19 protein-coding genes and 1 pseudogene are annotated in these 22,857 nt (G+C 72.0%); 10 read left to right on the plus strand and 10 right to left on the minus strand.

Translation table 11 applies throughout. The features are described 5' to 3' along the window. Positions 1 to 207 precede the first annotated feature (207 nt). Positions 208 to 2,448, minus strand: a complete 2,241-nt coding sequence (gene helR / locus OG897_RS34885) for an RNA polymerase recycling motor ATPase HelR (RefSeq protein WP_266663334.1) — start codon at positions 2,446 to 2,448, stop codon at positions 208 to 210. Positions 2,449 to 2,763: 315 nt separating this feature from the next. On the opposite strand from helR, the pseudogene OG897_RS34890 reads away from it, so the two are divergent. Continuing rightward, a pseudogene (locus OG897_RS34890) lies at positions 2,764 to 2,892 on the plus strand (DNA-binding response regulator); the annotation flags it as partial. Positions 2,893 to 3,023: 131 nt separating this feature from the next. Here OG897_RS34890 and OG897_RS34895 read toward each other — a convergent pair. From OG897_RS34895 to OG897_RS34905, 4 genes are all read right to left on the minus strand, one after another. Further along, positions 3,024 to 4,334: a cytochrome P450 gene (locus OG897_RS34895; RefSeq protein WP_266663336.1), complete on the minus strand. Its 1,311-nt coding sequence runs from the start codon at positions 4,332 to 4,334 to the stop codon at positions 3,024 to 3,026. Then, a complete protein-coding gene (locus OG897_RS34900) occupies positions 4,318 to 5,460 on the minus strand; it encodes a cytochrome P450 (protein WP_266663338.1) in 1,143 nt (380 codons plus the stop codon). The genes OG897_RS34895 and OG897_RS34900 overlap by 17 nt, the downstream gene beginning before the upstream one ends. A 93-nt stretch (positions 5,461 to 5,553) precedes the next feature. After that, positions 5,554 to 5,634 (minus strand): tryptorubin family RiPP precursor, encoded by an 81-nt coding sequence (locus tag OG897_RS41110; protein WP_353963770.1) that lies wholly within the window; start codon positions 5,632 to 5,634, stop codon positions 5,554 to 5,556. Between the two features lie 250 nt (positions 5,635 to 5,884). Next, the gene (locus OG897_RS34905; RefSeq protein WP_266663340.1) at positions 5,885 to 6,955 is read right to left on the minus strand and encodes a S9 family peptidase; all 1,071 of its coding nucleotides are present in this window, start codon (positions 6,953 to 6,955) and stop codon (positions 5,885 to 5,887) included. 112 nt (positions 6,956 to 7,067) lie between these two features. Between OG897_RS34905 and OG897_RS34910 the strand changes: the two genes are divergently transcribed. Both OG897_RS34910 and OG897_RS34915 read left to right on the plus strand, forming a co-directional pair. Continuing rightward, entirely contained in the window at positions 7,068 to 7,688 is a 621-nt protein-coding gene (locus OG897_RS34910) for a GNAT family N-acetyltransferase (protein WP_266663342.1), read from the plus strand. Between the two features lie 4 nt (positions 7,689 to 7,692). After that, on the plus strand, positions 7,693 to 8,595 hold the full coding sequence (locus OG897_RS34915) for a PaaX family transcriptional regulator C-terminal domain-containing protein (RefSeq protein ID WP_266663749.1): 903 nt from the start codon (positions 7,693 to 7,695) through the stop codon (positions 8,593 to 8,595). Positions 8,596 to 8,681: 86 nt separating this feature from the next. Here the strand turns inward: OG897_RS34915 and OG897_RS34920 are convergent, their stop codons facing one another. Further along, positions 8,682 to 8,957 carry a helix-turn-helix domain-containing protein gene (locus OG897_RS34920; RefSeq protein ID WP_266663751.1) on the minus strand — a complete coding sequence of 92 codons (276 nt, stop codon included), beginning with the start codon at positions 8,955 to 8,957 and terminating at the stop codon, positions 8,682 to 8,684. A gap of 214 nt (positions 8,958 to 9,171) precedes the next feature. On the opposite strand from OG897_RS34920, the gene OG897_RS34925 reads away from it, so the two are divergent. Both OG897_RS34925 and OG897_RS34930 read left to right on the plus strand, forming a co-directional pair. Continuing rightward, positions 9,172 to 9,750 (plus strand): carboxymuconolactone decarboxylase family protein, encoded by a 579-nt coding sequence (locus tag OG897_RS34925; protein ID WP_266663344.1) that lies wholly within the window; start codon positions 9,172 to 9,174, stop codon positions 9,748 to 9,750. Between the two features lie 42 nt (positions 9,751 to 9,792). Continuing rightward, a complete protein-coding gene (locus tag OG897_RS34930) occupies positions 9,793 to 10,245 on the plus strand; it encodes a hypothetical protein (RefSeq protein ID WP_266663346.1) in 453 nt (150 codons plus the stop codon). 28 nt (positions 10,246 to 10,273) lie between these two features. On the opposite strand, the gene OG897_RS34935 is transcribed toward OG897_RS34930, so the two are convergent. Both OG897_RS34935 and OG897_RS34940 read right to left on the minus strand, forming a co-directional pair. Beyond that, a complete protein-coding gene (locus OG897_RS34935) occupies positions 10,274 to 12,199 on the minus strand; it encodes an ABC transporter ATP-binding protein (RefSeq protein ID WP_266663753.1) in 1,926 nt (641 codons plus the stop codon). A 335-nt stretch (positions 12,200 to 12,534) separates the two neighbouring features. Next, positions 12,535 to 13,158 (minus strand): ABATE domain-containing protein, encoded by a 624-nt coding sequence (locus OG897_RS34940; RefSeq protein ID WP_266663348.1) that lies wholly within the window; start codon positions 13,156 to 13,158, stop codon positions 12,535 to 12,537. 101 nt (positions 13,159 to 13,259) lie between these two features. Here OG897_RS34940 and OG897_RS34945 point away from each other — a divergent pair, with 101 nt between their 5' ends. Then, positions 13,260 to 14,009, plus strand: coding sequence for a metallophosphoesterase (locus tag OG897_RS34945; protein ID WP_266663350.1), 750 nt, complete (start codon positions 13,260 to 13,262; stop codon positions 14,007 to 14,009). On the opposite strand, the gene OG897_RS34950 is transcribed toward OG897_RS34945, so the two are convergent. Both OG897_RS34950 and OG897_RS34955 read right to left on the minus strand, forming a co-directional pair. After that, complete coding sequence (locus tag OG897_RS34950; protein WP_266663352.1) at positions 13,991 to 14,719, minus strand: sirohydrochlorin chelatase; 729 nt, start codon at positions 14,717 to 14,719, stop codon at positions 13,991 to 13,993. The genes OG897_RS34945 and OG897_RS34950 overlap by 19 nt on opposite strands. Further along, positions 14,716 to 15,879, minus strand: a complete 1,164-nt coding sequence (locus OG897_RS34955; RefSeq protein WP_266663354.1) for a uroporphyrinogen-III synthase — start codon at positions 15,877 to 15,879, stop codon at positions 14,716 to 14,718. The genes OG897_RS34950 and OG897_RS34955 overlap by 4 nt, the downstream gene beginning before the upstream one ends. Positions 15,880 to 16,061: 182 nt before the next feature. Between OG897_RS34955 and OG897_RS34960 the strand changes: the two genes are divergently transcribed. From OG897_RS34960 to nirD, 4 genes are all read left to right on the plus strand, one after another. Beyond that, complete coding sequence (locus OG897_RS34960) at positions 16,062 to 18,242, plus strand: molybdopterin oxidoreductase family protein (RefSeq protein WP_266663355.1); 2,181 nt, start codon at positions 16,062 to 16,064, stop codon at positions 18,240 to 18,242. Further along, on the plus strand, positions 18,239 to 19,828 hold the full coding sequence (locus tag OG897_RS34965) for an NAD(P)/FAD-dependent oxidoreductase (RefSeq protein ID WP_266663357.1): 1,590 nt from the start codon (positions 18,239 to 18,241) through the stop codon (positions 19,826 to 19,828). The genes OG897_RS34960 and OG897_RS34965 overlap by 4 nt, the downstream gene beginning before the upstream one ends. Before the next feature lie 92 nt (positions 19,829 to 19,920). Then, entirely contained in the window at positions 19,921 to 22,461 is a 2,541-nt protein-coding gene (nirB, locus tag OG897_RS34970; protein WP_266663755.1) for a nitrite reductase large subunit NirB, read from the plus strand. Further along, entirely contained in the window at positions 22,458 to 22,850 is a 393-nt protein-coding gene (gene nirD / locus OG897_RS34975; RefSeq protein WP_266663359.1) for a nitrite reductase small subunit NirD, read from the plus strand. The genes nirB and nirD overlap by 4 nt, the downstream gene beginning before the upstream one ends. The last annotated feature ends 7 nt before the right edge of the window (positions 22,851 to 22,857 follow it).

Raw genomic sequence — 22,857 nt, forward strand, 5'->3', positions numbered from 1 at the left:
GCTTCGCTCAGGCGAGAGTCTTGGCGCACCAGCGGTCGGCCGTGCCGTGGCCCGGGCCCGGGGGAGGGGGCGTCGGCCGAGAGTGGACACCTGGCGTACCGGGCCGGTTGTGCGGACGCCCGTACCGATACCGCTGAAGTCGTGGGAGCGTCCCACCGGCAGCAGCCGGTGGGGACCGGTGGGATGTTCTCCGTGGTGCGGACGGGGTCAGGCGCTCGTGAGGACCACCAACTGCTGCGTCGCGCGCGTCATCGCCACGTACCGGTCGACCGCGCCCTCGATGCCCTCGCCGAACTTCGCCGGGTCGACGAGGACGACCAGGTCGAATTCCAGGCCCTTGGAGAGGGTCGGGGTCAGCGAGCGGACGCGCGGGGACGCCGTACGGAAGCCGGGGTCGCCGATCACACAGGCGACGCCCTCGTCGTGCTCGGCGAGCCAGCCGTCCAGGACCGCGTCCAGGTCCGCCACCGCACCGTGCGCGACCGGGATGCCGCTGCTGCGGATCGACGTCGGGACGTTGGCGTCCGGGAGCGCCGCCCGGATCACCGGGGCGGCCTCGGCCATGACCTCTTCCGGTGTGCGGTAGTTGACGGTGAGGGAGGCGACCTCGATGCGGTCGAGACCGATCCGTTCCAGGCGGTCCTGCCAGGACTCCGTGAAGCCGTGCCGGGCTTGCGCCCGGTCACCGACCACGGTGAAGCTGCGCGAAGGGCAGCGCAGGAGCAGCATCTGCCATTCGGCGTCGGTGAGTTCCTGGGCCTCGTCCACGACGATGTGCGCGAACGGGCCCGCCAGGAGATCGGGTTCGGCGCTGGGCATGCCGCTCTCGTCGATCAGGGTGTTCTTGATGTCCTGGGCGTGCAGCATGCCCAGGGCACCTTCGCTCTCGTCGATCTCGACGTTCTGGAGGATGCTGTTCATGACGTCGAACCGGCGTGCGCTCTCGGCGGCGACGGCGGCCTCGTGCCGCTGCTTGCGCGCCGAGGCTTCCGGGTCGCCGAGCCGCTGCCGCGCCGCGTCCAGGAACGGCAGGTCGGACACCGTCCAGGCGTTCGGGGCGTCCTTGCGGAGCAGGGCCCTGACCTCGTCGGTACTGAGGTGCGGGGCGCATTTGCGCAGGTAGGCGGGCACCGACCACAGGTCACCGACCAGATCGGTGGGCTCCAGGATCGGCCAGGCGCGGTTGAGGGTGCCGATCAGCTCGCGGTTCTGGAGGAGAGAGCGGCGCAGGAACTGGGGCGAGACCCCGAAGCCCTCCTCGTCGTCGCCGTCGTCCCCGTCGCCGCTGTCTCCATACGCGTCCGCGTGCTTGTCCATGAGGATCGTGAGCAGTTCCTCGCGGATCTGGTCGCGGGCCTCGTTGTGCGGAGTGCCCGGTTCCACGGCGGCGAAGGCGGTGGCCCAGTCGCGCGCGCTCAGCCAGACGTCGGCCCAGTGGGTGGAGACCGTCATGCCCTCGGTGGGCGGCTCCTCGTACAGGGCGACGGCCGGTTCTATCGCCCGCACCATGGCGACGGACGACTTCAGCCGGGCCACCTCAGGGTCGGACTCCGGCAGCGCCGTCGCGCCTTCGGTGACGAGGTCCTGCACGATGCAGGTCTGTACGCCCTCCTCGCCGAGGCTCGGCAGGACGTCGGCGACGTAGTCCAGGTACGGGCGGTGCGGGCCGACGAAGAGGACGCCGCCGCGCCGGTGCCCGAGGCGGGGGTCCGCGTACAGCAGGTGCGCGGCGCGGTGCAGCGCGACGACGGTCTTGCCCGTACCGGGACCGCCGTCCACGACGAGCGCGCCCCGCGAGCCCGCGCGGATGACGGCGTCCTGGTCCGACTGGATCGTGGACAGTACGTCCCGCATCCTGGACGACCGCTCGCCGCCGAGGCTGGCGATGAACGCGGACTGGTCGTCGAGGGCGGCGTGCCCCTCCAGTCCTTCGGCGGTGAACACCTCGTCCCAGTAGTCGCTGATCCGGCCGGCCGTCCAGCGGTACCTGCGACGGCTGGCCAGGTCCATCGGGTGGGCGTGGGTCGCCGCGAAGAACGGTTCGGCGGCGGGGGAGCGCCAGTCGACCAGCAGGCGCGCTCCCGTGCTGTCGGTCAGACCGAGACGGCCGATGTAGACGGGACCGGAGCCGTCGGCGGGGGTGAAGTGGCCGAGGCACAGGTCCAGGCCGAAACGGCGCAGGGTGCGCAGGCGGCCGGTCAGACGGTGGATCTCGGAGTCCCGGTCCATCGCCTCGCGGCCCAGGCGACCGGTTTCCCTGAGGGTGGCGTCGAGGCGCTCGGAGAGTTCGGTGATGGATTCGCTGAGGCTCTTCGCGATGGCCGCGAAGTGCTGCTCGTCGGTGCCGATCAGCGCGGGGTCGGCCTTGAGGGAGAGGCGGTCGGGCAGGTTGAAAGCGCTGGTGGTCGTGGTGGTCGTGGCGGCGGCTTCCGACAACGTGGCACGCAACTCGTGGATCTCCCGTTTCTGCAGGTCCTGCGCTCAGCAGTGGCTGAGATCCGCGATTCTGCACCAGTACAGGGGCCTTGCCGCAAGGCCCCCCATGGGTTATAAGTTGAGAGTGGCAAGGAGAGCGGTTACTTCCTTGCCCTTCTTTTTTGCCGATCCGGGACGTGCGGCCGGTGTGCCGGATTTCTGCCATGTCGCCCCTGTGGGGCAGCTGCCCGACCCCGTACCCGCGAGCCGCACGAGCCGTACGAAGCAGGAGCCGTCGCCGTGTCTTCGCCCGCCCCCGCTCCGACCTCCCCACGCCCCGCGCGCGTGCTGCTGGTCCTGGACGTGATGCTGCCGGGACTGGACGGGATCGAGTTGTGCCGCAAGGTGCGGTAGAGCAGCCTGGTGCCGACTCTGATGATGTCGGCGCGCGGTGACGGGCTCGACATCGTGGCCGGCCCGTCGGGCGGCGCGGGTCGACATTCCGGCGGCGACGGCGGCGCCCCAGCGGCATCCGTCCGGGCCTTTGCGCGGGCTTGTGCGTGGGCTTGTGCGTGGGCCTGTGCGTGGGCCTTTGCGCGGGCTGGACGTCAGCCGAGTCGTACGGGCAGGGCGAGGAGGCCGTGGTGGCGCGGGTTGTGCTGCCACTCCTCCGTCTCCGCCTCGTCGTCGGACGCGGCGAGACGGAGGTCAGGGAAGCGTTCCAGCATCCGGGTGAAGGCGATCTCGGCCTGGAGGCGGGCGAGTTGAGCGCCCAGGCAGCGGTGGATGCCATGGCCGAAGGCGAGGTGGCGGGAGGCGTCGTCGCGGGTGATGTCGAAGCGGTCGGGATCGGTGAAGACGGCCGGGTCGCGGTTGGCGGCAAGCAGCGCGATCTGTACGAACTCGCCCTTGGGGATGGTTGTTCCGGCGATGACGACCGGTTCGGTGGTGTAGCGCAGCGACGCGATGCCGGACGGGCTCTCGTACCGCAGCACCTCCTCGACGGCCTTCCCCACCAGCGAAGGGTCCGCGCGCAGGGCGGCGAGCTGCGCCGGATGGCGCAGGAGGGCGTGCAGGCCGTTGGCGATGAGGTTGACGGTGGTCTGGTGCCCGGCCACCGCGAGCAGGAACGCCATTGAGGTGATTTCCTCGTCAGTGAGCCGGTCGCCTTCCTCCCGGGCGGCGATCAGGTCCGAGAGGAGGTCGTCGGCGGGGTGGGCGCGCTTGTCCTCGATGAGGGCCCGCAGGTGGTCGAGCATGGTCTCGGCGGTGAGGACGGACACCTCGCCGTCGCCCTCGCCCTCGATCTGCGTATTGCCCCTGACCTGGAATTCGGCCTGTTTCCCGTGCGGGGTGCCGAAGAGGTCGAAGACCACGGCGAGCGGCAGCGGCAGCGCGAACCCGGAGATCAGCTCGACTTCCCGGCCGCCGTCGGCGTCCTTCTCCAACGCGTCGAGCAGCGCGTCGACATGGGCTTCGATCGTCGGACGGAGCGCCGCCACCCGCCGCATGGTGTACGCCTTCTGCACGAGCTTGCGCAGCCGGGTGTGGTGGGGCGGGTCCGAGTTGAGCATGTGCGCGGTGAGCGCCTTGCCGGGGCCTTCTCCGGAGAGGCCGACGCGGCGCGCGAAGACCTCGGTGGCGGAGTTCTTGCTGAGCCGGGGGTCGGTGAGGGCGGCCTTGCAGGCGGCGTACCCGGTGACCAGCCAGCCTTCGATGGGCGTGCCGCCGGGGAAGCGGACCTTGTGCACGCCGCCGTCGGTCTCGCGCCAACGCCGGTAACTCTCGTGCTGGTGGGCGAAGAAGGAGAAGTCGACGAGCTCGCTGCCGTCGGTGTCGTACGAGACGGACTCGCGCGCGGCGGTCTCGTACGGAGTGGGCTCAGGCTGGTAGGGAGTGACCTCAGGCCGCAGCGGCATCGTGCGCCTCCCTCGTCACCTGTATCTCGTCCACCCCGAGGAGCCCCGCCAGCGGCACCTTCGCGGACCTCTGCTTCGGGCTGACCGCGAGTCCTTCGTTGCGCAGCAGGTCGAGCAGCAGTTCTGCGAGCGGCATCACCGCGTGCCTGCCCCAGCAGCGTTCCGAGCCGTGGCCGAAGGCGAGGTAGCCGGGCGCGGTGTCTGGATCGAGGGAGTCCCAGCGTTCGGGGCGGAACTCGTCGGGGTGCTCCCACAGCGCCGGATCGCGCTGCGAGAGCAGGGGGAGTACGAGGATGTCGTCGGCGGCGCCGATCGCCGGATCGAGCTCCGGGTACTCGGGGGAGGCGTTGCGCAGCATGTTCCACGACGGGGGCAGCAGGCGCATCGCCTCGTACAGGATGTTGCGGTTGGAGACGGACTCGTCGAACGGCGAGCCGAGCCACAGCGCGTTCGCGACCAGGGTGGAGACGGTGAAGCAGACCGGGGCGGCGGCCCGTCGGTACATGCCCATCGCGTAGCGGCGGTCGTGATAGCTCGCGGGCTCGGCGGTCCTGCGGGCCAGGGCGGTGAGTTCGTGGCCTGGCTTCGCCCTGAGAGGGCGGGGGATCGCGGCGCCCAGCGCGATGACGGACCAGGTGAGTTTGGTCGTCAATTCGAGGTTTCGGCTCATGAGAATACGAAGCCGATAAGGGTCCCCGCCCAATATCAAATCCCGCAGAAACATATGGCCGGTGTGCGGCCAAGGACCGGAGAGGTCGATATTTCCGGGCAATGGCCTTTTCAACGCGTCGCGTACGTCACGGCCAACCGTCCGCATCACCAGTGCCGCTTCGCTCGGCGCGATGGAACGCCCCTGGAGCGGTTTGAAAGTGGGCCGTTCGGTCTCCGTGGCGCGCCGGGCCGACAGAATGCGGTCGGCGAGTTCGTGTCCGGCGACGCCTATGGTGTCGGGCTCCAGCCGGAAAACGTCCTTGCCCCGGTGGTCCCGCAGCAGGGCGGCCAGCCGGGGCGCGAAGGTGGTCGTGCGGGCGGCGGCGGGGTGCGACGGATCGGGGTGCGAGGTGAGCCGGGAGGGCTGCGGGTGGTGCGGAGGGTGCGGAAGGGGCGCGGGTGAAGGCTGCGACATGGGAAAGCACTCCGAAGGGCCGGGCGCGGCTACGAACGGTGCCTCTCGGGTCCGCCCCCGCCGGACGACGGGGGCGGACCCGAGCAGCGCTTCCTAGTACCAGATGTACCAGGCGCTGGCCTTCAGGCTCTTCTGGTGGCATACGGCGTTCTTGATGGCAAACAGAACCTTCATTTTCTGCTCCTTCTCGCCCCTTTATATGGGGCAGTTCTGGGCACAGGGGTACCCCTTGTGGGGGCAACGTGCCTAGGCCGTATGAATGTCCCGCGAGTCGCTGAACGATTGCTGAACCTAGAATCAATTACGGAGTTGATCAACCCCCCGGGTGTGCTTTTTTGCTTCTGATGACCAGCATGGTCCGTCAGAAGTGGACGCTGGCCGGATTTCCGTCCAGGAGCGGCGTGAACTGGTAGGTGGGGCGGGTTTATTGACGGGGGCTCTGATTGCGGAGGAAGTCCCGCTGCCGGTCGAGATAGCCGTCCGCGAAGAGTGAGCGGGGGGAGAAGAGGGCCGTCAGGACGGTCCGGGTCTCCGACTGCTCGACGGAGCGCTTGACGAGGGTGTGCGTGGCGTCCGGGTAGTGGTCCACGGACAGGAGCGCGGCGGCGGTCGGGGGCAGTTCCCTGCGGTAGACGGCCTCCGTCTCGGCGACGTCCACGTTGACGTCGTGGCCCGGCAGGATCAGCTGCACCGGGATGCCGCGCAGGTGGCGCAGGTCGCGGGTGGCGTCCGCCGTGTGATTGCGGGACACGAACCCCCAGCGGTCGGCGGACATCGGGGTCCGGTCGACCTCGGGGGCGAGGTCGAGGGAGGCGAGCCGGGAGACGTACTCCCGGTGGCTCGCGCGGCGTCCGAGCAGCGCGCGGACGGCGTCGCTCCGTTCGACCTCGCTCCGGACGCGGGTGTCCGACGCGCCCTCGGCGCGGAGTTCGGAGAGGAGGTTGAAGCGCCCCTGCCGCAGCCAGTTGACGGCGGGCGAGACCGCCTGCACGAAGGCCACGCGAGTACGGGCGGCGACCTTCGGCAGTACCCAGCCCGCCTGGCTGGCGCCCCATAGACCGATTCGGTCGCCGTCGATGTCGGAACGGGTGCGGGCCCAGGCGATGGCGGCCGCGGTCTCGTCGGCGCGGTCGTCCATCGACTGGCCGAGCCAGTTGCCGGGCGCGCCCGCGACTCCGGGCTTGTCCCAGGAGAGGGACGCGTACCCGGCCTCGGCGTTCGCCTCCCAGAGGGGCTTGTACCCGTCGTCGTGCGTGGCGTCGACGGGGCCGTCACCGTGCACGTACACCACGAGGCCGTGACGCGTGCGGCCGTCGCGCGGTGTGGTCAGCACGCCCTCCAGGGTGTGGCCGCCGTGGCGGATGGTGACGCGCTGCTCGTCGAAGTCGTACGTGTTCTGGTGGAGCACCACCGCGCCGAGGGCGCCGACCGTGAGCAGGAGTACGGCCAGGGTCCAGGCGATGGGGCGGAGGCGGGCGCGGCGGGGTCGGCGCATGGGGGCCTTTCTGAGGGTGAGTGGTCTGAGAGCCGGAGGTCTGTGGGCGAGGGGCTCACTCAAAAACTATCGCATGTGACACGGACGACGGAGAAGTGTTAGTTTTGGCGGTATGGAAGCTGAGAACGTGACACTGCTGCGCGGACTCCCCACAGGCACCGAGCGGCAGGCCGCCGAGCTGTACTGGGAAGCCTTCGGCCGCAAACTGGGCCCCGCCCTCAACCCGCCCGCCAAGGCGCTCCCGTTCCTCGCCGCCCACCTCAACGCCGACCGTGCCGTCAGCGCGCTCGTCGGCGGATGCCTCGTCGGGCTCGCCGGATACCAGGTCGGCGGCCGTTCGCTGACCGGAGGGTCTGCCGTCGACGTGCTCCGCACGTACGGACCCGTGCGCGGTCTGCATCGCCTCGCGCTGCTCGCTCTCTTCGCGCGACGGCCCGCCGCGGGGGAGCTCGTGATGGACGGCATCGCGGTCGACGGCACGGCGCGGGGCCTGGGGATCGGCACCCTGCTCCTCGACGAGGTGGCGGCCGTCGCCGCGGAGCACGGCTGTCGGCGGATCCGGCTCGACGTGATCGACGTGAACCCGAGGGCGCGGGCGCTGTACGAGCGCCGGGGCTTCAGGGCCGGACGGACGGAGTCGACTCCGTACCTGCGTAAGCTGCTGGGATTCGGGGCGGTGACGACGATGCACAAGCCCGTGCCGGATCGGAGCGAGGGAACCAGGGGCCAGTGACGTGATGGACACGACCGCCGACGACCGTGTCGAGGTCCCCACCCGGATGCTCGTCCACGCGCTGATCCGCGAGGACGGCACGGTCGCCACGGGGGAGCTGTACGAGGTCGCCGACATGCTCGGCATGAGCGACCAGCAGGTACGGCTCTGCATCAAACGGCTCGTCGCCGAAGGCCGCTTCACGCACGAGGGCCGAGGTCGCAAGGCCGTTCTGTACGTCACCGAGGACACGGCCCGCACCCTTGCCCCGCACCCCGACTTCCTTCGGCACGCGTTCCGGCAGGACGCCGGTCTCGCCCCCTGGGACGGCACCTGGCACCTGGCCGCCTTCGCCCTCCCCGAAACGGAACGGGCGGCCCGCGACACCCTCCGCGACACCCTGGTCCACCTGGGCGGCGCCTCTCTCCAGGGCGGCCTCTATGTGTGCGCCAACCCCTGGGAGCCGTACGTCGAAGAGGCCGTCGAGCACCTCGGTGTACGCGACGCGCTCACCCTCCTCACCACTACCGACCTGCGCCGGGGTGTGCACCAGGCTCCTGCCGACCTCTCCCGCGCCCTCTGGCCGCACGAGGAGATCGCCGCCCGCTACGACCGCCTCGCTGCCGTCGCCCGCCCCCGCCTGGCCCGCCTCACCTCTCCGGAACCCCTCACTCCGCCCCAGCTCCTCACCCTCGCGGTGGAGCTCGCCGCCGAACTCAGCCGCGCCATGGACCCGGATCCCCTCCTTCCGCCCGAACTCCTTCCCGCTCCCTGGCCGGGCGCGGAGGCCCGCACCCTGGTGGCCCGCTGCTGGGAGGCCCTGGACGTGCGCGCGGAATCCCGGAACTCCGGCGCCCCGCTCCCCACCCTCTTCCGTACCTACGCGGAAGCCGCTCAGGAAGCGGTCGTGGCCGCCCGCTCACGCTGAGACGGGTCGGGCGAGGTCGGGTCAACGGAGCGATGTGAGTGACCCGTTGTCCGCCGATTTGTTGTCCGCGGACAACAAATCGGCGCTCAGGACTCCTCGTTCTCGTCGCCCCACCGTCGGCTCCACGCGTCGAGCGGTCGCAGTGCCGTGACCAAGCCGGTGCCGAGCGGGGTGAGGTGGTAGCCGTCGGGGCGCAGGGCGATCAGGCGGGCGTCGATGAGTTCGGCGAGTCGGGTGCTGAGGACGCTGGAGGACATCTGGGCGCAGCGGCGCTGCAACTCCCGGAACCCGGCGGGGGACTGGCTCAACTCCCATACGACGCGCAGCGCCCAGCGACGTCCGAGGAGGTCGAGCGCGGCCATGAGGGGACGGCCGGAGGCCGAACCGCGTACGGGGGTGCCGGGGCGGGGGGTGGTGGGGGGCGTCGGGTCGCCGCTGTCTGCCGTACCCGAGTTCTTTTCCCTGACCATGGAATGCCCACCCCTTGTGCTTCGGATTCAGAAGCATCAGCATAGGGCTTCCGGATGCTTCTGAAACCGAAGCGCTTCTCGCTGGAAGCGTGAGGGAGAGTGCCCCGTGTCACGCATCGAACCGCTCGCCCCGCCCTACTCCCCGCAGATCGAACAGGCTCTGCGGCGCTGGATGCCGCCCGGTGTGGATCACGAACCCCTGGCGCTCTTCCGGGTGTTGCACCGAAGCCCCGACCTCGCCTCCCGCATGTTCGTCCTCGGTGCGGGGCTGCTCGGGCACGGGTTGTTGCCCGACCTGGACCGGGAGATCGTCATCGCCAGGACCACCGCCCGCTGCGGCTGTGCGTACGAATGGGGTGTGCACGCAGCCGCGTTCGCGGACCGGGTCGGGCTCACGCCCGAGCAACTCCGCGCCACCGCGGCCGACGACCCCGTGCGCGCCGCGCCCTGGCACCCGCGACACGAGGCCCTCCTCGTCGCCGTCGACGAACTCCACGACACCGCGCGCCTTTCAGCCCCGGCCTGGGAGTCCCTCCACGACCACTACGACGAGCCCCAGCTCCTGGAACTCCTCGTCCTCACCGGCTGGTACCGGACCGTCGCGCACTTGGCCAACGGGCTCCTCCTGGAGGAAGAAGAATGGGCGACGCCGTTTCCCGACGACAGGGCAGGGCGGGGCCGGTAGGCGGTTCCCCGTCGGACCCGATGGGCCATCATGCAGGCATGATTGATCACGTATCCGAGCCCCCGCCCCTCTCTGTCCGCCGTCTCGCGCAGTACTCCCGCGCCGAACTGGTCCAGATACTCGGCGAGTCACGGCTACCCGCCCCTGTCCCTGACCGAGGAACCGACTCTGCGCGCCGCCTCCGGCTCCGTCCTCTACCTCGTCCTCGTCGGACTGCTCAGCCTCGGCGTGGCGCTGCTCGTCAGGAGTTCGGCGGCGGCCGTCGGTGTCGTGCTCGGGCTTTTCTTCTTCTTCCCGATCCTCGCTCAGGTGATCGCCGACCCGGACTGGCAGCGGCTCCTCCAGCAGGCCGCCCCCATGCCCGCGGGCCTCAACGTCCAGACGACCGGTCGGCGTCGAGGCACTCCCGATCGGCCCGTGGGAGGGGCTCGGCGTGCTCGCCTTGTGGGCCCTCGTCGCGCTGGCGGCGGGCGGGACCTTGCTGAGGACGCGTGACGCATGAGCCCACCGCTCCCCTACGGTTCTATACCGCCCCCGACGGCGCGTACTGCTCCGCCTGGGTCCGGAACATCGCCGCGTACCTGCCGTCCGCCGCCAGCAGTTGGTCGTGCGTACCGTGTTCGACCATCCGGCCCCGGCTCAGTACGTGGATCGTGTCCGCGTGCCGGACCCCCGACATGCGGTGGGTCACCAGGACCACGGCCCGGTTCGGGCCCGCGAGGCGGCGGATGCGATCGAAGGCGGCGATCTCCGCCTCCGGGTCGAGGGCGGAAGTCGGTTCGTCGACGATGAGGATGCTGTCGGCGGGTGCGGTGGCGGTACGCCGATGCGTGCGGGCCAGCCCGAACTTCTGCCACTCCCCGCCGGATATCTCCGACGCCCCGTGGAACATCCGGGCCAGCAGCGTGCCCAGCCCGAAGGGGAGCTTCCGGACCACGCCGGAGGCGTCCGCGTACGCGACCGACTCCATCAACTCGCCCTCTGAGGAAGAGGACTGGGGTCGGCCGATCCGGATGTTCATCGCGGCGGTCACCGGCCAGCGTTCGAAGTCCTGAGTGAGGAGCGAGACCCGCGAGAACACCTGCGCCCGGTCCACCCCGGTCACCTCCTGCCCGTCCCACCGCACGATCCCGGTCTGCGGCAGCAGCAGTCCGGCGACCACCTTCATCAAGGTGGACTTGCCGGAGCCGTTCTCCCCGACGACCGCCGTCACCGACCCCATCGGAAGGCTCAACGACACCCCGTCCAGGGCGGGTTCGTCCCGGTCCGGATAGCGGTACGTCACCTGCTCCAGGCATATCGCCGCCACCCGCTCGGCGAGCGCCCCGCCGCCCTGCGGGATGGCCCGCCGCCCGGCCTCCACGAGGAACTTCTCGTGGTCCTGGACGTACAGGCTTTCCTCGTTGAGCCGGTTCACGTGCATCACCAGCGCCCCCAGGCTCGCCGAGCCCGACCGCACCGCGATCACCGCCGTGCCCGCGACGGCCAGTTCCATGTGCCCGGCGACGATCAGCCAGCCGAGCAACGCGTACGTGCCGACCATGACCGCCCCCGACAGGGCGGAGGCGACCAGCTCGGTCAGTGCCTTTCCGGTGGCGAGGCGCTTCTGCTCGGACTCCGCGCTGTGTGCCATGTCCTCGTACGCGGTGAGCAGGTACGGGCCGACCGCGTGGATGCGTACCTCCTGGGCCGCCGTGCGCGAGGTGAGGAGCTGCGCGATCAGGCGGCTCGCCCGCAGGTGCTCCATCCAGGTCAGCACGGAGACGTACCGTTCCTGTGCCACCCGCATCGCACCCCAGCCGCGCGGGGCGGCGATCAGGATCAGCATCGGCAGCAGCGCCGGGTGCAGGACGGTGAGGACGCCTCCGGCGGCGATCAGCGAGATGGTGCCGTTGAGGGCGGCGACGCACGCGCCGATCATCTGGCGGGCGGACTGCGCGCCGAACTGCGCGACGTCGATCAGCCGCCGGAACTCCGGGTCCTCGATGGCCTCCAGCTCCACCGCCGAGGCGGCGGCCAGGTACTCGGTGGTGGCCAGCCTCTCCACCATCGGCTCCAGCCGCCCCGCCCGGGACGTCGACCAGCAGGCGAGGACCGCGCTGACGACGGCCGCGCCCCCGGCGGTGAAGAGCGCGGGCAGCGCCTCGTACAGGCGGTCGACGGGGGCGGCGGCGCCCAGCAGGGCATGCATGACGGCGTTCACCGCGAGCAGCCCGACGGCGGCGGCGACCCCCTGCCCGACCTCGCTGACGCCGACCGCGAGCAGGGCGTTCCGGTCCGCGTGCCAGGCCCGGCGCAGGGTCGCGCCGACCAGCCGAGGCATCACCCGGACCGCGCCGAGCATGCTCAACTCCAGGTGCGCGCTTTCGTGTTGGGACCACCCGGTGTCGTACCGCAGCGGCCCGCCGAACAGCTCCCGCTCACTCGCGGAGACGACGGGCTCGCCCATCCGGACGCGGCCGAAGAGCCGGGCGAGGAGCCGGGCGAAAGTGCGGTGCGGACCGTTCTGGTGCTTCTTGCGGGCTTCGGCGTGGGCCGTTGCGTCGATCACTCGGCACCCCCTGAGTCAGGATCGTTCGAGAGTCCGGCGCTCGCGCGTACGACGTCAACGGCGCGCGGGGCGGCGCGGGAAGCAGGTGTGGTGAGGAGCGTGCGGGAAGCAGGCGCGGTGAGGAGCGTGCCCACCGACGCCACCCTCCACCGCATGACCGGTGCCAGGGCGCGAAGTGATCGGCCAGGGCGGCGTTCCGGGGGCGCAGGCCCCCGACGGCATGGCGAGCGGGCTCAGGCGTCGGGCGCCGATGCGTGCCGCCGCTGGTAGTGGCGCGCCACCCGCGCCCGGTTTCCGCAGGAGGGCTTGCAGTATCCCTGGCGGCCGTGCTGTTGGACGTAGTAGCGCACACAGCGCGGAGCGGTGCAGGCGCGCAGCAGTTCCCGCTCGGGTCCGGCGAGGAAGGCGATGGCGGCACGGGCCACGGCCGCCGTGAGCCGCACGTGTGGACCGTGCTCCGTCAGCGGCTTCAGGGTCTGCTCGAACTCGCCGTCCGAGCAGGCCAGGTGGGGGGCCACGGGCTGGCGTGCGGCGGTCGAATTCAACCGCTCCAGGGCTTCGGGTACGGGAAGCAGGCGGTTCGCGTCCGCCGGACTGGGCGGGGCGGGGCTCACCGCGTGCGCGAACAGTGCGCGTACCGCTTCACGCAGGGGTACGAGGTCCTCCCGTACGGTGCCCGAATCCTCGGCGGCGGCGAGGTCGGCGGCGGTGAGCCCGTGCGCGAGCAGTGCGGCCCGCTGTGCCCGCAGCCACCGTGCCGCGCCCTCCTCGCCGGAGTCGGACAGGTCGTCGGCGACGCCGCCGTTCCCGTCGTGCCGAATGGTGCTCGCCAACTCCAGTGCCAGATGCGGTTCCACGCCCGCGCTCCTTCTCTCGCCCCTCTTGATCACCGACGCGTCCACAGCTTACTGTCCGCCTAACGGAAACGCATCCATCTTCCATTAGGGGGACTGTCTCGATGCCCACCCTGCTCGCCCAGATCAGCGACCTGCACCTGGACGGAAGCGCACGCTCCACCGAGCGTGCCGCCCGGGTCATGGACTACCTGCGTGCCCTGCCACGCCCCGTCGACGCGCTCCTGGTCACCGGCGACATCGCGGACGACGGCACGGTCGCCCAGTACGAGGAGGCCGCACGCCTGCTGGACGCGTCCTTCCCCGTGCTCCCGTGCCCCGGCAATCACGACGTACGTTCCGCCTACCGCAAGGGGCTTCTGGGGGAAGGGGAGCCGGGGAGTGACGCGCCCGTCAACCGTGTCCACGACATCAACGGCACGGCCCTCCTCCTCGTCGACTCGACCCTCCCCGGCCGCGACGAAGGTCTCCTCGACCCGGCCACCCTCCGCTGGATCAGGCGCACCCTCGACGGACTGCCCGCCACCAGCCGGGCCCTCCTCGCCTTCCATCACCCCCCGGTCGCGGTCCACCACCCGCTCCCCGACGGTTACCTCCTCCAGAACCCGGCGGACCTGGCCGCCATCCTCGCCGAGTTTCCCCAGGTCACAGCCGTTCTCACTGGCCACGCCCACACCGCTGCCGCCACGGCCTTCGCGGGCCGTCCGCTTCTCGTGGGCCCGGCGATCACCTGGACGCTACGGCTGCCGTGGGAGGGAGACCGGGCGGCGGACCGCGAACAGCCGCCCGGGCTGGCCTTCCACGTACTGGACGACGGGGGCCGCCTGACGACGCACTACCGGGTCGTGCCGTGACAGGGGTGGGCGGACGCCTCGTCGTAACGGTCCAGGACCAGCCGGGCCACCGCGTCGTGCGCGCCCAGGGGGGCGGACGTGACCGTTCCGGGGGTGGCCGCCGCCTTGCGGGCGAAGAAGCCGGGGGTCATCAGATAGCTCGACACCGCGACCCGACGGTGGCCCTCCGCGTGCAGCGCCGCCACCGCGTCGGCCGGGGTCGGGGTGCCGCCGCACAGGTAGGAGGCGACGGCGGGGCGGCCCAGGCGGTGGGTGAGGAGGTCGGCCATGGCGGCGGTGTCGGCGCGCGAACGCGGGTCCGACGAGCCTGCGGAGGCGAGGACGACGGGGCCGGTCGCCGGGGCCCGTACCTCCGTCAGCCGGTCCGCCAGCGCGGTCGCGAGCAAGGGGTGCGGGCCGAGGGCACGGGTGATCCGGGCGCGTACGTGCGGCGCGGCGGCCAGGGCCTCGGGGATGTCCACCCGTATGTGGAAACCCGTACCGAGGAGGAGAGGCACGAGGACGACGTCGCCGCGCAGCGTGGCGAGGACGTCGGGGAGGGCGGGGCGGGCCACGTCCACGTACGCCAGGACCACTTCCAGGCCCGGTCGCAACTCCCGTACCCGCGCGAGGAGTTCCTCCGTCGCGGACGTGCCGTCGGGGTCCCGGGTCCCGTGCGCCACGGCGAGCAGCGGCCTCGGTGACAGCGGGGTCTGCGGTGAGAGCCTCACCCCGGGTCCACCGCCAGCCGGTACCCCCGCTTGGTGACCGTACGGATCAGACCGCTGTACGGGCCGAGGGCCGCGCGGAGCCGTCCCACCGCCGCCTCCACCACGTGCTCGTCCGTCGGGCGCGGCGCGTCCGGGGCGTCGGCGGGCCAGGCGCGGCGCAGGAGTTCCGCCCGGCTGAGTACCGTGCCGGGGCGTTCCGCCAGAGCGCGGAGGATCGCCGCCGGGAGCGGGGTCAGCTGCACGGTGCCCGCCGGGCCCGAGACGGCCGCGCCCTGGAGAGCCAGCGGGCCCTCCCAGGAGGCGAGTTCGCGCCGGTGACGGGCGGGAAGCTCCTGGTCGAGAGTGCGTACGAGCGCGCCGAGCCGCCCCCGCTCCGGCCATACGCACGGCACGTCGGCCGCCAGCAGCGGGCGGGCGCAGACCGGCCCGATGCAGGCCGCCAGCACGTCCGTACGCAGTGCCGCGAGGACCTGCTCGCGGCGGCCCGACTCGTCCGCCGCCGCCAGGAACGCGTCGATCGCGGGCGCGCTCGTGAAGGGCAGGGCGTGCACCTCGCCCCGTACCGTCGCATCCACCAGACGCCGTACCGCGTCCGGGTCAGGCGACGGACCCCACCGGTACACCGGCACCTCCACGACCTCCGCGCCGCGCTCCCGCAGTGCCGCCGTGAACTCCGGCAGCGGGGCGCCGTGTTCCTGCACCGCGACCCGCTTGCCCGACAGGTCCCGCTCCAGCAGCCACGCCAGCATCTCGTCCACGGCCTCGGACGCGGGCGCGTAACTCTCCCGCAGCCCCGACGCCCGGATCGCGCCCGTCGCCTTCGGACCCCGGCTGATCACCGTCGCGCTCCGGCACGCGTCGACCAGGCGCGCCCCCGTCCCCCAGCCCTCCGCCGCGCTCATCCAGCCGCGCCAGCCGACGCCGGTCGTGGCGACGACGTAGTCCAGCGGGCGGGCGAGACAGGCGTCGGTGGCGTCCCGTACGAGAGCGTCGTCGTCGATCGGCACGATCCGCAGGGCGGGCGCCGAGAGGACCTTCGCGCCGCGCCGCCGCAGCAGGGATTCGAGTTCGTCGCGACGGCGGTCAGCCGTGACCCCGACCGTGAGTCCGGTCAGTGAGCCCTCCGGCGGAACGGGCGTGGCGGGCATCGCTGTTGTCATGAGCCGACAGTGGCTGAGTCGTGTTAAGTCCCTGTTGCCGAGGTGTCTCCTGGGAGTTAGCCCTGCGCTACGGACATGTGTCCCTCGTCTCGCACGCTCACCTGCGGGAAGTGAGCGCTCTGTACCGTCCGCGCAACGCACGGGATGCGGGCGCGTAACGCCGCGCGGGCACGGTGTGGTCCATGAACCAGACCCCGACGGCCCCCGCCGGCGCCCCAGCAGGTGTCCCTGTCGACACCCACTGCCCGTACTGCTCGCTCCAGTGCGGCATGCGTCTCGGTGCGGCGGCGTCAGGTCCCTCGCCCGTGGAGATCGTCGAGCGCCCCGACTTCCCGGTGAACCGGGGGGCCTTGTGCGGCAAGGGCCACAGCGCCGCCGCCGTGCTCGCGCCGGGGGTCCGGCTCACCGCTCCTCTCGTACGGGACGAGAAGGGCGGACCGCTGCGGGAGGCCACCTGGGACGAGGCCCTGGACCGGGCGGCGTCGGCCTTCGCGGCGGCGGGGGAGCGGTACGGGCGCGACGCGGTCGGCGTCTTCGGCGGCGGCGGCCTGACGAACGAAAAGGCGTACCTGCTCGGCAAGTTCGCCCGCGTCGCATTGCGTACGGCCAACATCGACTACAACGGCCGCTTCTGCATGTCCTCGGCCGCCGCCGCCCACCGCAACGCCTTCGGCCTGGACCGGGGCCTGCCCTTCCCCCTCGCGGACGTGGCCCGCACCGGCTGTCTGATCCTCGTCGGCAGCAACCTCGCCGACACGATGCCGCCCGCCGTCCGCTACGTACGCGAGATGCGGGAGAACGGCGGCACGCTGATCGTCGTCGACCCGCGCCGCACCCGCACCGCCGACCTCGCCGACCTGCACCTCGCCCCGGCCCCCGGAACGGACCTCGCCCTCGCCCTGGGCCTCCTCCATCTGGTCGTCGCGGGCGGCCACGTCGACGAGGACTTCATCGCGTCCCGTACGAACGGCTGGGAGGCGGCCCGCGAGGCGGCGATGGCGCACTGGCCGGAGCGGGTGGAGGCCATCACCGGGGTGCCGGTGTCGCAGCTGCGGCGCTGCGTCGAGCTGTTCGTCTCCGCCGGTACGGGAATGGTGCTGACCGCGCGCGGGCCGGAACAGCAGTCCAAGGGCGTCGACACGGTGGGCGCGTGGATCAACCTGTGCCTGGCCACCGGCCGCGCGGGCCGACCCCTGTCCGGGTACGGCTGCCTCACCGGCCAGGGCAACGGCCAGGGCGGGCGCGAACACGGCCAGAAGGCCGACCAGCTCCCGGGCTACCGCTCCATCACGGACCCGGCGGCACGGGCGCACGTCGCCCGGGTGTGGGGCGTCGACCCCGCCGACCTCCCGGGGCCGGGAGTCTCCGCGTACGAACTCCTCGACGCGCTCGGTACGGAGGGCGGGGCGCGGGCCCTGCTCCTGATGGGCTCGAACCCGGTGGTCTCGGCCCCCAACGCCCGCCACGTCACGTCACGCCTCGCCGCCCTCGACTCGCTGGTCGTGTGCGACGTGGTCCTCTCCGAGACGGCGGCGCTCGCGGACGTGGTCCTGCCCTCCGCCCAATGGGCCGAGGAAACCGGCACGATGACCAACCTGGAAGGCCGCGTCATCCTCCGCCAGGCGGCCCTCCCGCCGGTCGGTCACGCCCGCACGGACCTCCGGATCCTGCACGACCTCGCCGACCGCCTGGGCCACGGGAAGGGCTTCCCCGCCGATCCGGAGGAGGTCTTCACGGAACTCCGCGCGGCGTCGGCGGGCGGCCAGGCGGACTACTCGGGCATCGACTACGCACGGATCCGGGCGGAGGAGGGGGTGTTCTGGCCCTGCCCTGCGGGGGACGCAGCGGACCCCGTCGTCCCGCACCCCGGCACCCCGCGCCTCTTCCTCGACCGGTTCGCCACTCCCGACGGGCGGGCCCGGTTCGTGAACGTCTCGCACCGCCCCGCCGGGGAGGAGCCGGACGCCGACTACCCCCTCCTCCTCACCACCGGCCGCGTGCTCGCCCAGTACCAGAGCGGCGCGCAGACCCGCCGCACGCCCGAACTGAACCGTGCGGCCCCCGCCCCCTTCGTCGAACTGCACCCCCGGCTGGCGGCCCGGCTGGGCGTCACGGAGGGGGAGCCCCTGGCCCTCACCAGCCGCCGGGGCCGCGCCACCGCCCCGGCCAGGATCACCACGGCCATCCGCCCGGACACCGTCTTCATGCCGTTCCACTGGCCGGGCGAGGGCCGCGCGAACTCCCTCACCAACCCGGCCCTGGACCCGCAGTCCCGCATGCCGGAGTTCAAGGTGTGCGCGGTACGGGCGGAGAAGGCGATCCCCTCCGAGGCCGCCCCCGCCACCGGGGAGGCAGTCCGATGAGTACCCCTTCCATGTCCATGGAGACCCCGTCCATGGAGACCCCTTCGACGGACACCTCTTCCACGGGCGCCCCCTCCCTGGGCACCCCCCGCCGCATCGCGGTGATCGGCGCCGGAATGGCCGCCGCCCGCCTCGCCCAGCAGACCCTCGCCCAGGCCCCGCCCGGCACCCTCGACATCACCCTGTACGGCCACGAACCCCACGCCCCCTACAACCGCGCCCTCCTCGCGGGCGTCCTCGACGGCCGCTACCCCCCGGAGGCCCTCACCCTCCCCACGGGCGGAGCCACGGTCCGTACGGACACGGAGGTCGTCGCCATCGACACGGCCTCCCACACCCTCCGCACCGCCACCGGCGAAACCTTCCCCTACGACACCCTCATCCTCGCCACCGGCGCCAACCCCGTCCTCCCCCCCATCCGCAACCTCCACATATCCCCTCCGCCCCCGCCCAGCCCCCTTGTACGCTCCGCTCCGCCCAGTCTCCTTGGGCGGCGGGGCCGCCCCCCGGGGGCGAGTGGGGCATCCCCTGCTCGAACGGAGTTGAGAGCTTGGGGAAGGGCGGGCAAGGGGGCGGCCCCCGCACTGCGGGCCCACCCCGCCGCCGCCCCGCCCAGCCCCGGCACCGCCGCCCCGTCCAGCGTGGCCCCGCCCCACCCCCGTACCGCCACACCCTCCGACCCGACCCCGACCCCGACCCCGCCCACCCCAACCACCACCCCCGACCTCAAACTCGGCGTCCACCCCTTCCGCACCCTCACCGACTCCACCACCCTCGCCCAAGCCGCCCGCCAAGCCACCCGCGCCATCGTCATCGGCGGCGGCCTCCTCGGCGTCAGCGCCACCCGCGCCCTCGCCGCCCTCGACATCCCCACCGAACTCATCCACCAGGCCCCCCACCTGATGGACCGTCACCTCGACGACGAAGCCGCCGCCACCGTCCGCCGCGCCCTCGAAGGCATGGGAGCCGCCGTCTACACCGGCAACCGCGCCCGCGCCCTCCAGGGCGACACCGCCGTCACCGGCGTCGAACTCGCCAACGGCCACGTCCTCACCTGCGACCTCGTCGTCCTCGCCTGTGGCGTCCGCCCCCGCACGGGCCTCGCCCGCACCGCCGGGATCGAGGTCCGGCGCGGCATCGTCGTCGACGACACCCTCGCCACCTCCGCCCCCGACGTCTACGCGATCGGCGACTGCACCGAACACCGGGGCGCGGTCCACGGAGTCACCGGCCCTGCCTGGGCCCAGGCCGACACCCTCGCCGCCCGCCTCTCCGGCAAGGACCCCGACGCCACCTACACCGGCACTCACGGAACGGCCCGCCTCACCGCAGGCCCCCTGGAAATCGCCGCCTTCGGCGAGACCGACGACTCCGCGGGCGACGCGTTGCGCCTCGCCGACGGCACCCGAGGCACCTACGGCTCGTACAAGAAGCTCGTGATGCGCGGCGACCGCCTCGTCGGCGCGATCCTCGTCGGCGACCTCGCCGCGATCGGCGAACTCACCCGCACCTACGAGAGGGGCGAGCCGCTGCCGCCCCGCCCCCTCGACCTGCTGACCCCCCTCTCCGAAGGAGCCGCCCTGTGACGAAGACCCGGGACACCCAGGACCCCCAGGAAGCCCAGGAGGCTCAGGACGCTCAGGAAGCCCCCCGAAGGCTCGTCCTCGTCGGCCACGGCATGGTCGGCCAGCGCTTCCTCGAAGCCTTCGCCGAGCGCGGCGGCCACGCCCCCGCCTGGCACATCACCGCTCTCGCCGAGGAGCCCCGCCCCGCCTACGACCGCGTCCACCTCACCTCGTGGTTCTCCGGCACGAGCGCCGACGAACTCTCGATGTGGGAGCCCGAGTTCGGCGAGAAGCACGGCATCGATCTCCGCCTGGGCGACCCGGCCGAAGCGATCGACCGCCCGTCGCGCACGGTACGGACCCGGTCAGGCGAGGTCCTCCCGTACGACGCCCTCGTCCTGGCCACCGGCTCCTACCCCTTCGTCCCGCCGGTCCCCGGCCACGACGCCCCCGGCTGCTTCGTCTACCGGACCATCGAGGACCTCGAAGCGATCCGCGCCGCCGCCGACCACGCCCGTGTCGGAGCCGTCGTCGGCGGCGGCCTGCTCGGCCTCGAAGCGGCGGGCGCACTGCGCGCCATGGGCCTGGAGACGCACGTCGTGGAGTTCGCGCCGCGCCTGATGGCCCTCCAGGTGGACGACGGCGGAGGTGCCGTACTCCGGGAGAAGATCCAGGAGTTGGGCGTCACGGTGCACACGGGCGCGGGCACCCAGACCGTCGAGACCGCCGCCGACGGCACCGTCACGGGCATGGTCCTGTCCAACGGAGCGACCGTCGACACCGACCTCGTCGTCTTCTCGGCGGGTGTACGTCCCCGGGACCAGCTCGCCCGCGACGCGGGCCTGCCCGTCGGCGAACGCGGCGGCATCACCGTCGACGCCGCCTGCCGCACCGAGGACCCCGCCATCTGGGCGATCGGCGAATGCGCCCTCGCCGTCGACGGCCGGGTGTACGGCCTGGTCGCCCCGGGCTACGCGATGGCGGAAGCGGTGGCAGGCCAACTCACCTCCCAGAAAGGCGAGTTCACCGGAGCCGACCTCTCCACCAAGCTCAAGCTCCTCGGCGTCGACGTCGCCAGCTTCGGCGACGCCCACGGCGCCACCCCCGACTCCCTCGAAGTCCTCTACGCCAACAGTCGCGAGGGCGTCTACAAGAAGCTGGTCATCGGTGCCGACGGCGCCCTCCTCGGCGGCGTCCTGGTCGGCGACACCGACTCCTACGACCTCCTGCGCCCGCTCGCCCTGTCCGGCGCGCCCCTCACCGCCCCGCCCGAGCAGCTCGTCCTCCCCGCCTCGATCGGCGCGGCCCCCGGCCCGATCGCCCTCCCCGACGAGGCGGTCGTCTGCTCCTGCCACAACGTCACCAAGGGTGCGATCCGCTCGGCGGTCGCCGACACCGGCTGCGCGGACGTTCCCGCCGTGAAGAAGTGCACCCGCGCGGGCACCGGCTGCGGCTCCTGCGTAAAGCTCCTCACCACCCTCGTCAACGACGAACTGGCTTCCCAGGGTGTTGAGTTGAGCCGTGGGCTGTGTGCCCACTTCGACCTCACCCGGGCCGAGATCTACGAGATCGTGCGCGTCAAGGGCATCACCACCTTCGCCCGCCTGATCGACGAACACGGCACCCCTGAAACCGGCAGCGAGGGCTGCGAGATCTGCAAGCCCGTCGTCGGCTCCGTCCTCGCCTCCCTCAGCCCCGCCCTCGGCGACGGCGTCTCAGGACACATCCTGGACGGGGAACAGGCCGCCCTCCAGGACACCAACGACCACTTCCTCGCCAACCTCCAGCGCAACGGCTCCTACTCCGTCGTCCCCCGCATCCCCGGCGGCGAGGTCACCCCGGACGGGCTCATCACCATCGGTGAGATCGCCCGCGACTTCGGCCTCTACACGAAGATCACCGGTGGTCAGCGCATCGACATGTTCGGTGCGTCCGTCGACCAACTCCCGCTCATCTGGCGGCGGTTGGTCGACGCGGGCTTCGAGTCGGGCCACGCCTACGGAAAGTCACTCCGTACGGTGAAGTCCTGCGTCGGCCAGACCTGGTGCCGTTACGGCGTCCAGGACTCGGTCGCCCTCGCCATCGAGCTGGAGCTCCGCTACCGGGGCCTGCGCGCCCCGCACAAGCTCAAGTCCGCCGTCAGCGGCTGCGCCCGCGAGTGCGCGGAGGCCCAGAGCAAGGACTTCGGCGTCATCGCCACCTCCAGCGGCTGGAACCTCTACGTCGGCGGCAACGGCGGAATGACCCCGCGCCACGCCGACCTCCTCCTCACCGACGCGGACTACGACACCCTGCTCCGCACCATCGACCGCTTCCTGATGTTCTACATCCGCACCGCCGACCGCCTGGAGCGCACCGCCCCCTGGATCGAGCGCATGGAGGGCGGCCTCGACCACCTGCGCGCCGTCATCGTCGACGACTCCCTCGGCATCTGCGCCGACCTCGACGACCTGATGGGCCGTCATGTCACCTCGTACGAGGACGAATGGCGCGCCACCCTCGACGACCCGGCCCGGCTCGCCCGCTTCGTGTCGTTCGTCAACGCGCCCGGCACGCCGGACCCGACGATCCGCTTCGTACCGGAGCGCGAGCAGATCCGTCCCGCCGACACCTTCGTCGCGGGCGCCACCCTGGAAGTGAGGTCCCTCGTATGAGCGCCGTCATGGAACACGCCACGGCGACAGCGATGGTCGAAGTGGCCGTCGGCGACACGTGGTTCCCCGTCTGCCCCTACGCGTCCCTCGTCCCCGGGCGGGGTGTCGCCGCCCTCGTCGACGGCGAGCAGATCGCCCTCTACCGCGACCGCACCGGCACCGTCCACGCCGTCGGCAACCGCGATCCCTTCAGCGGCGCGTACGTCCTCTCGCGCGGTCTGCTCGGCAGCCGCGACGGCGTCCCGGTCGTCCTCTCCCCGATGTACAAGCAGGCGTTCGACCTGCGGACCGGCGTCTGCCTCGACGAGGACGAGACCCCGGACGGCGCCCCGGCCACCCTCCCGGTCTGGCCCGTACGCACCAACTCCCCGTCCGACCAAGAGAGTTAGGCGCACC

It is taken from the genome of Streptomyces sp. NBC_00237 (assembly GCF_026342435.1).
GTDB lineage: Bacteria > Actinomycetota > Actinomycetes > Streptomycetales > Streptomycetaceae > Streptomyces.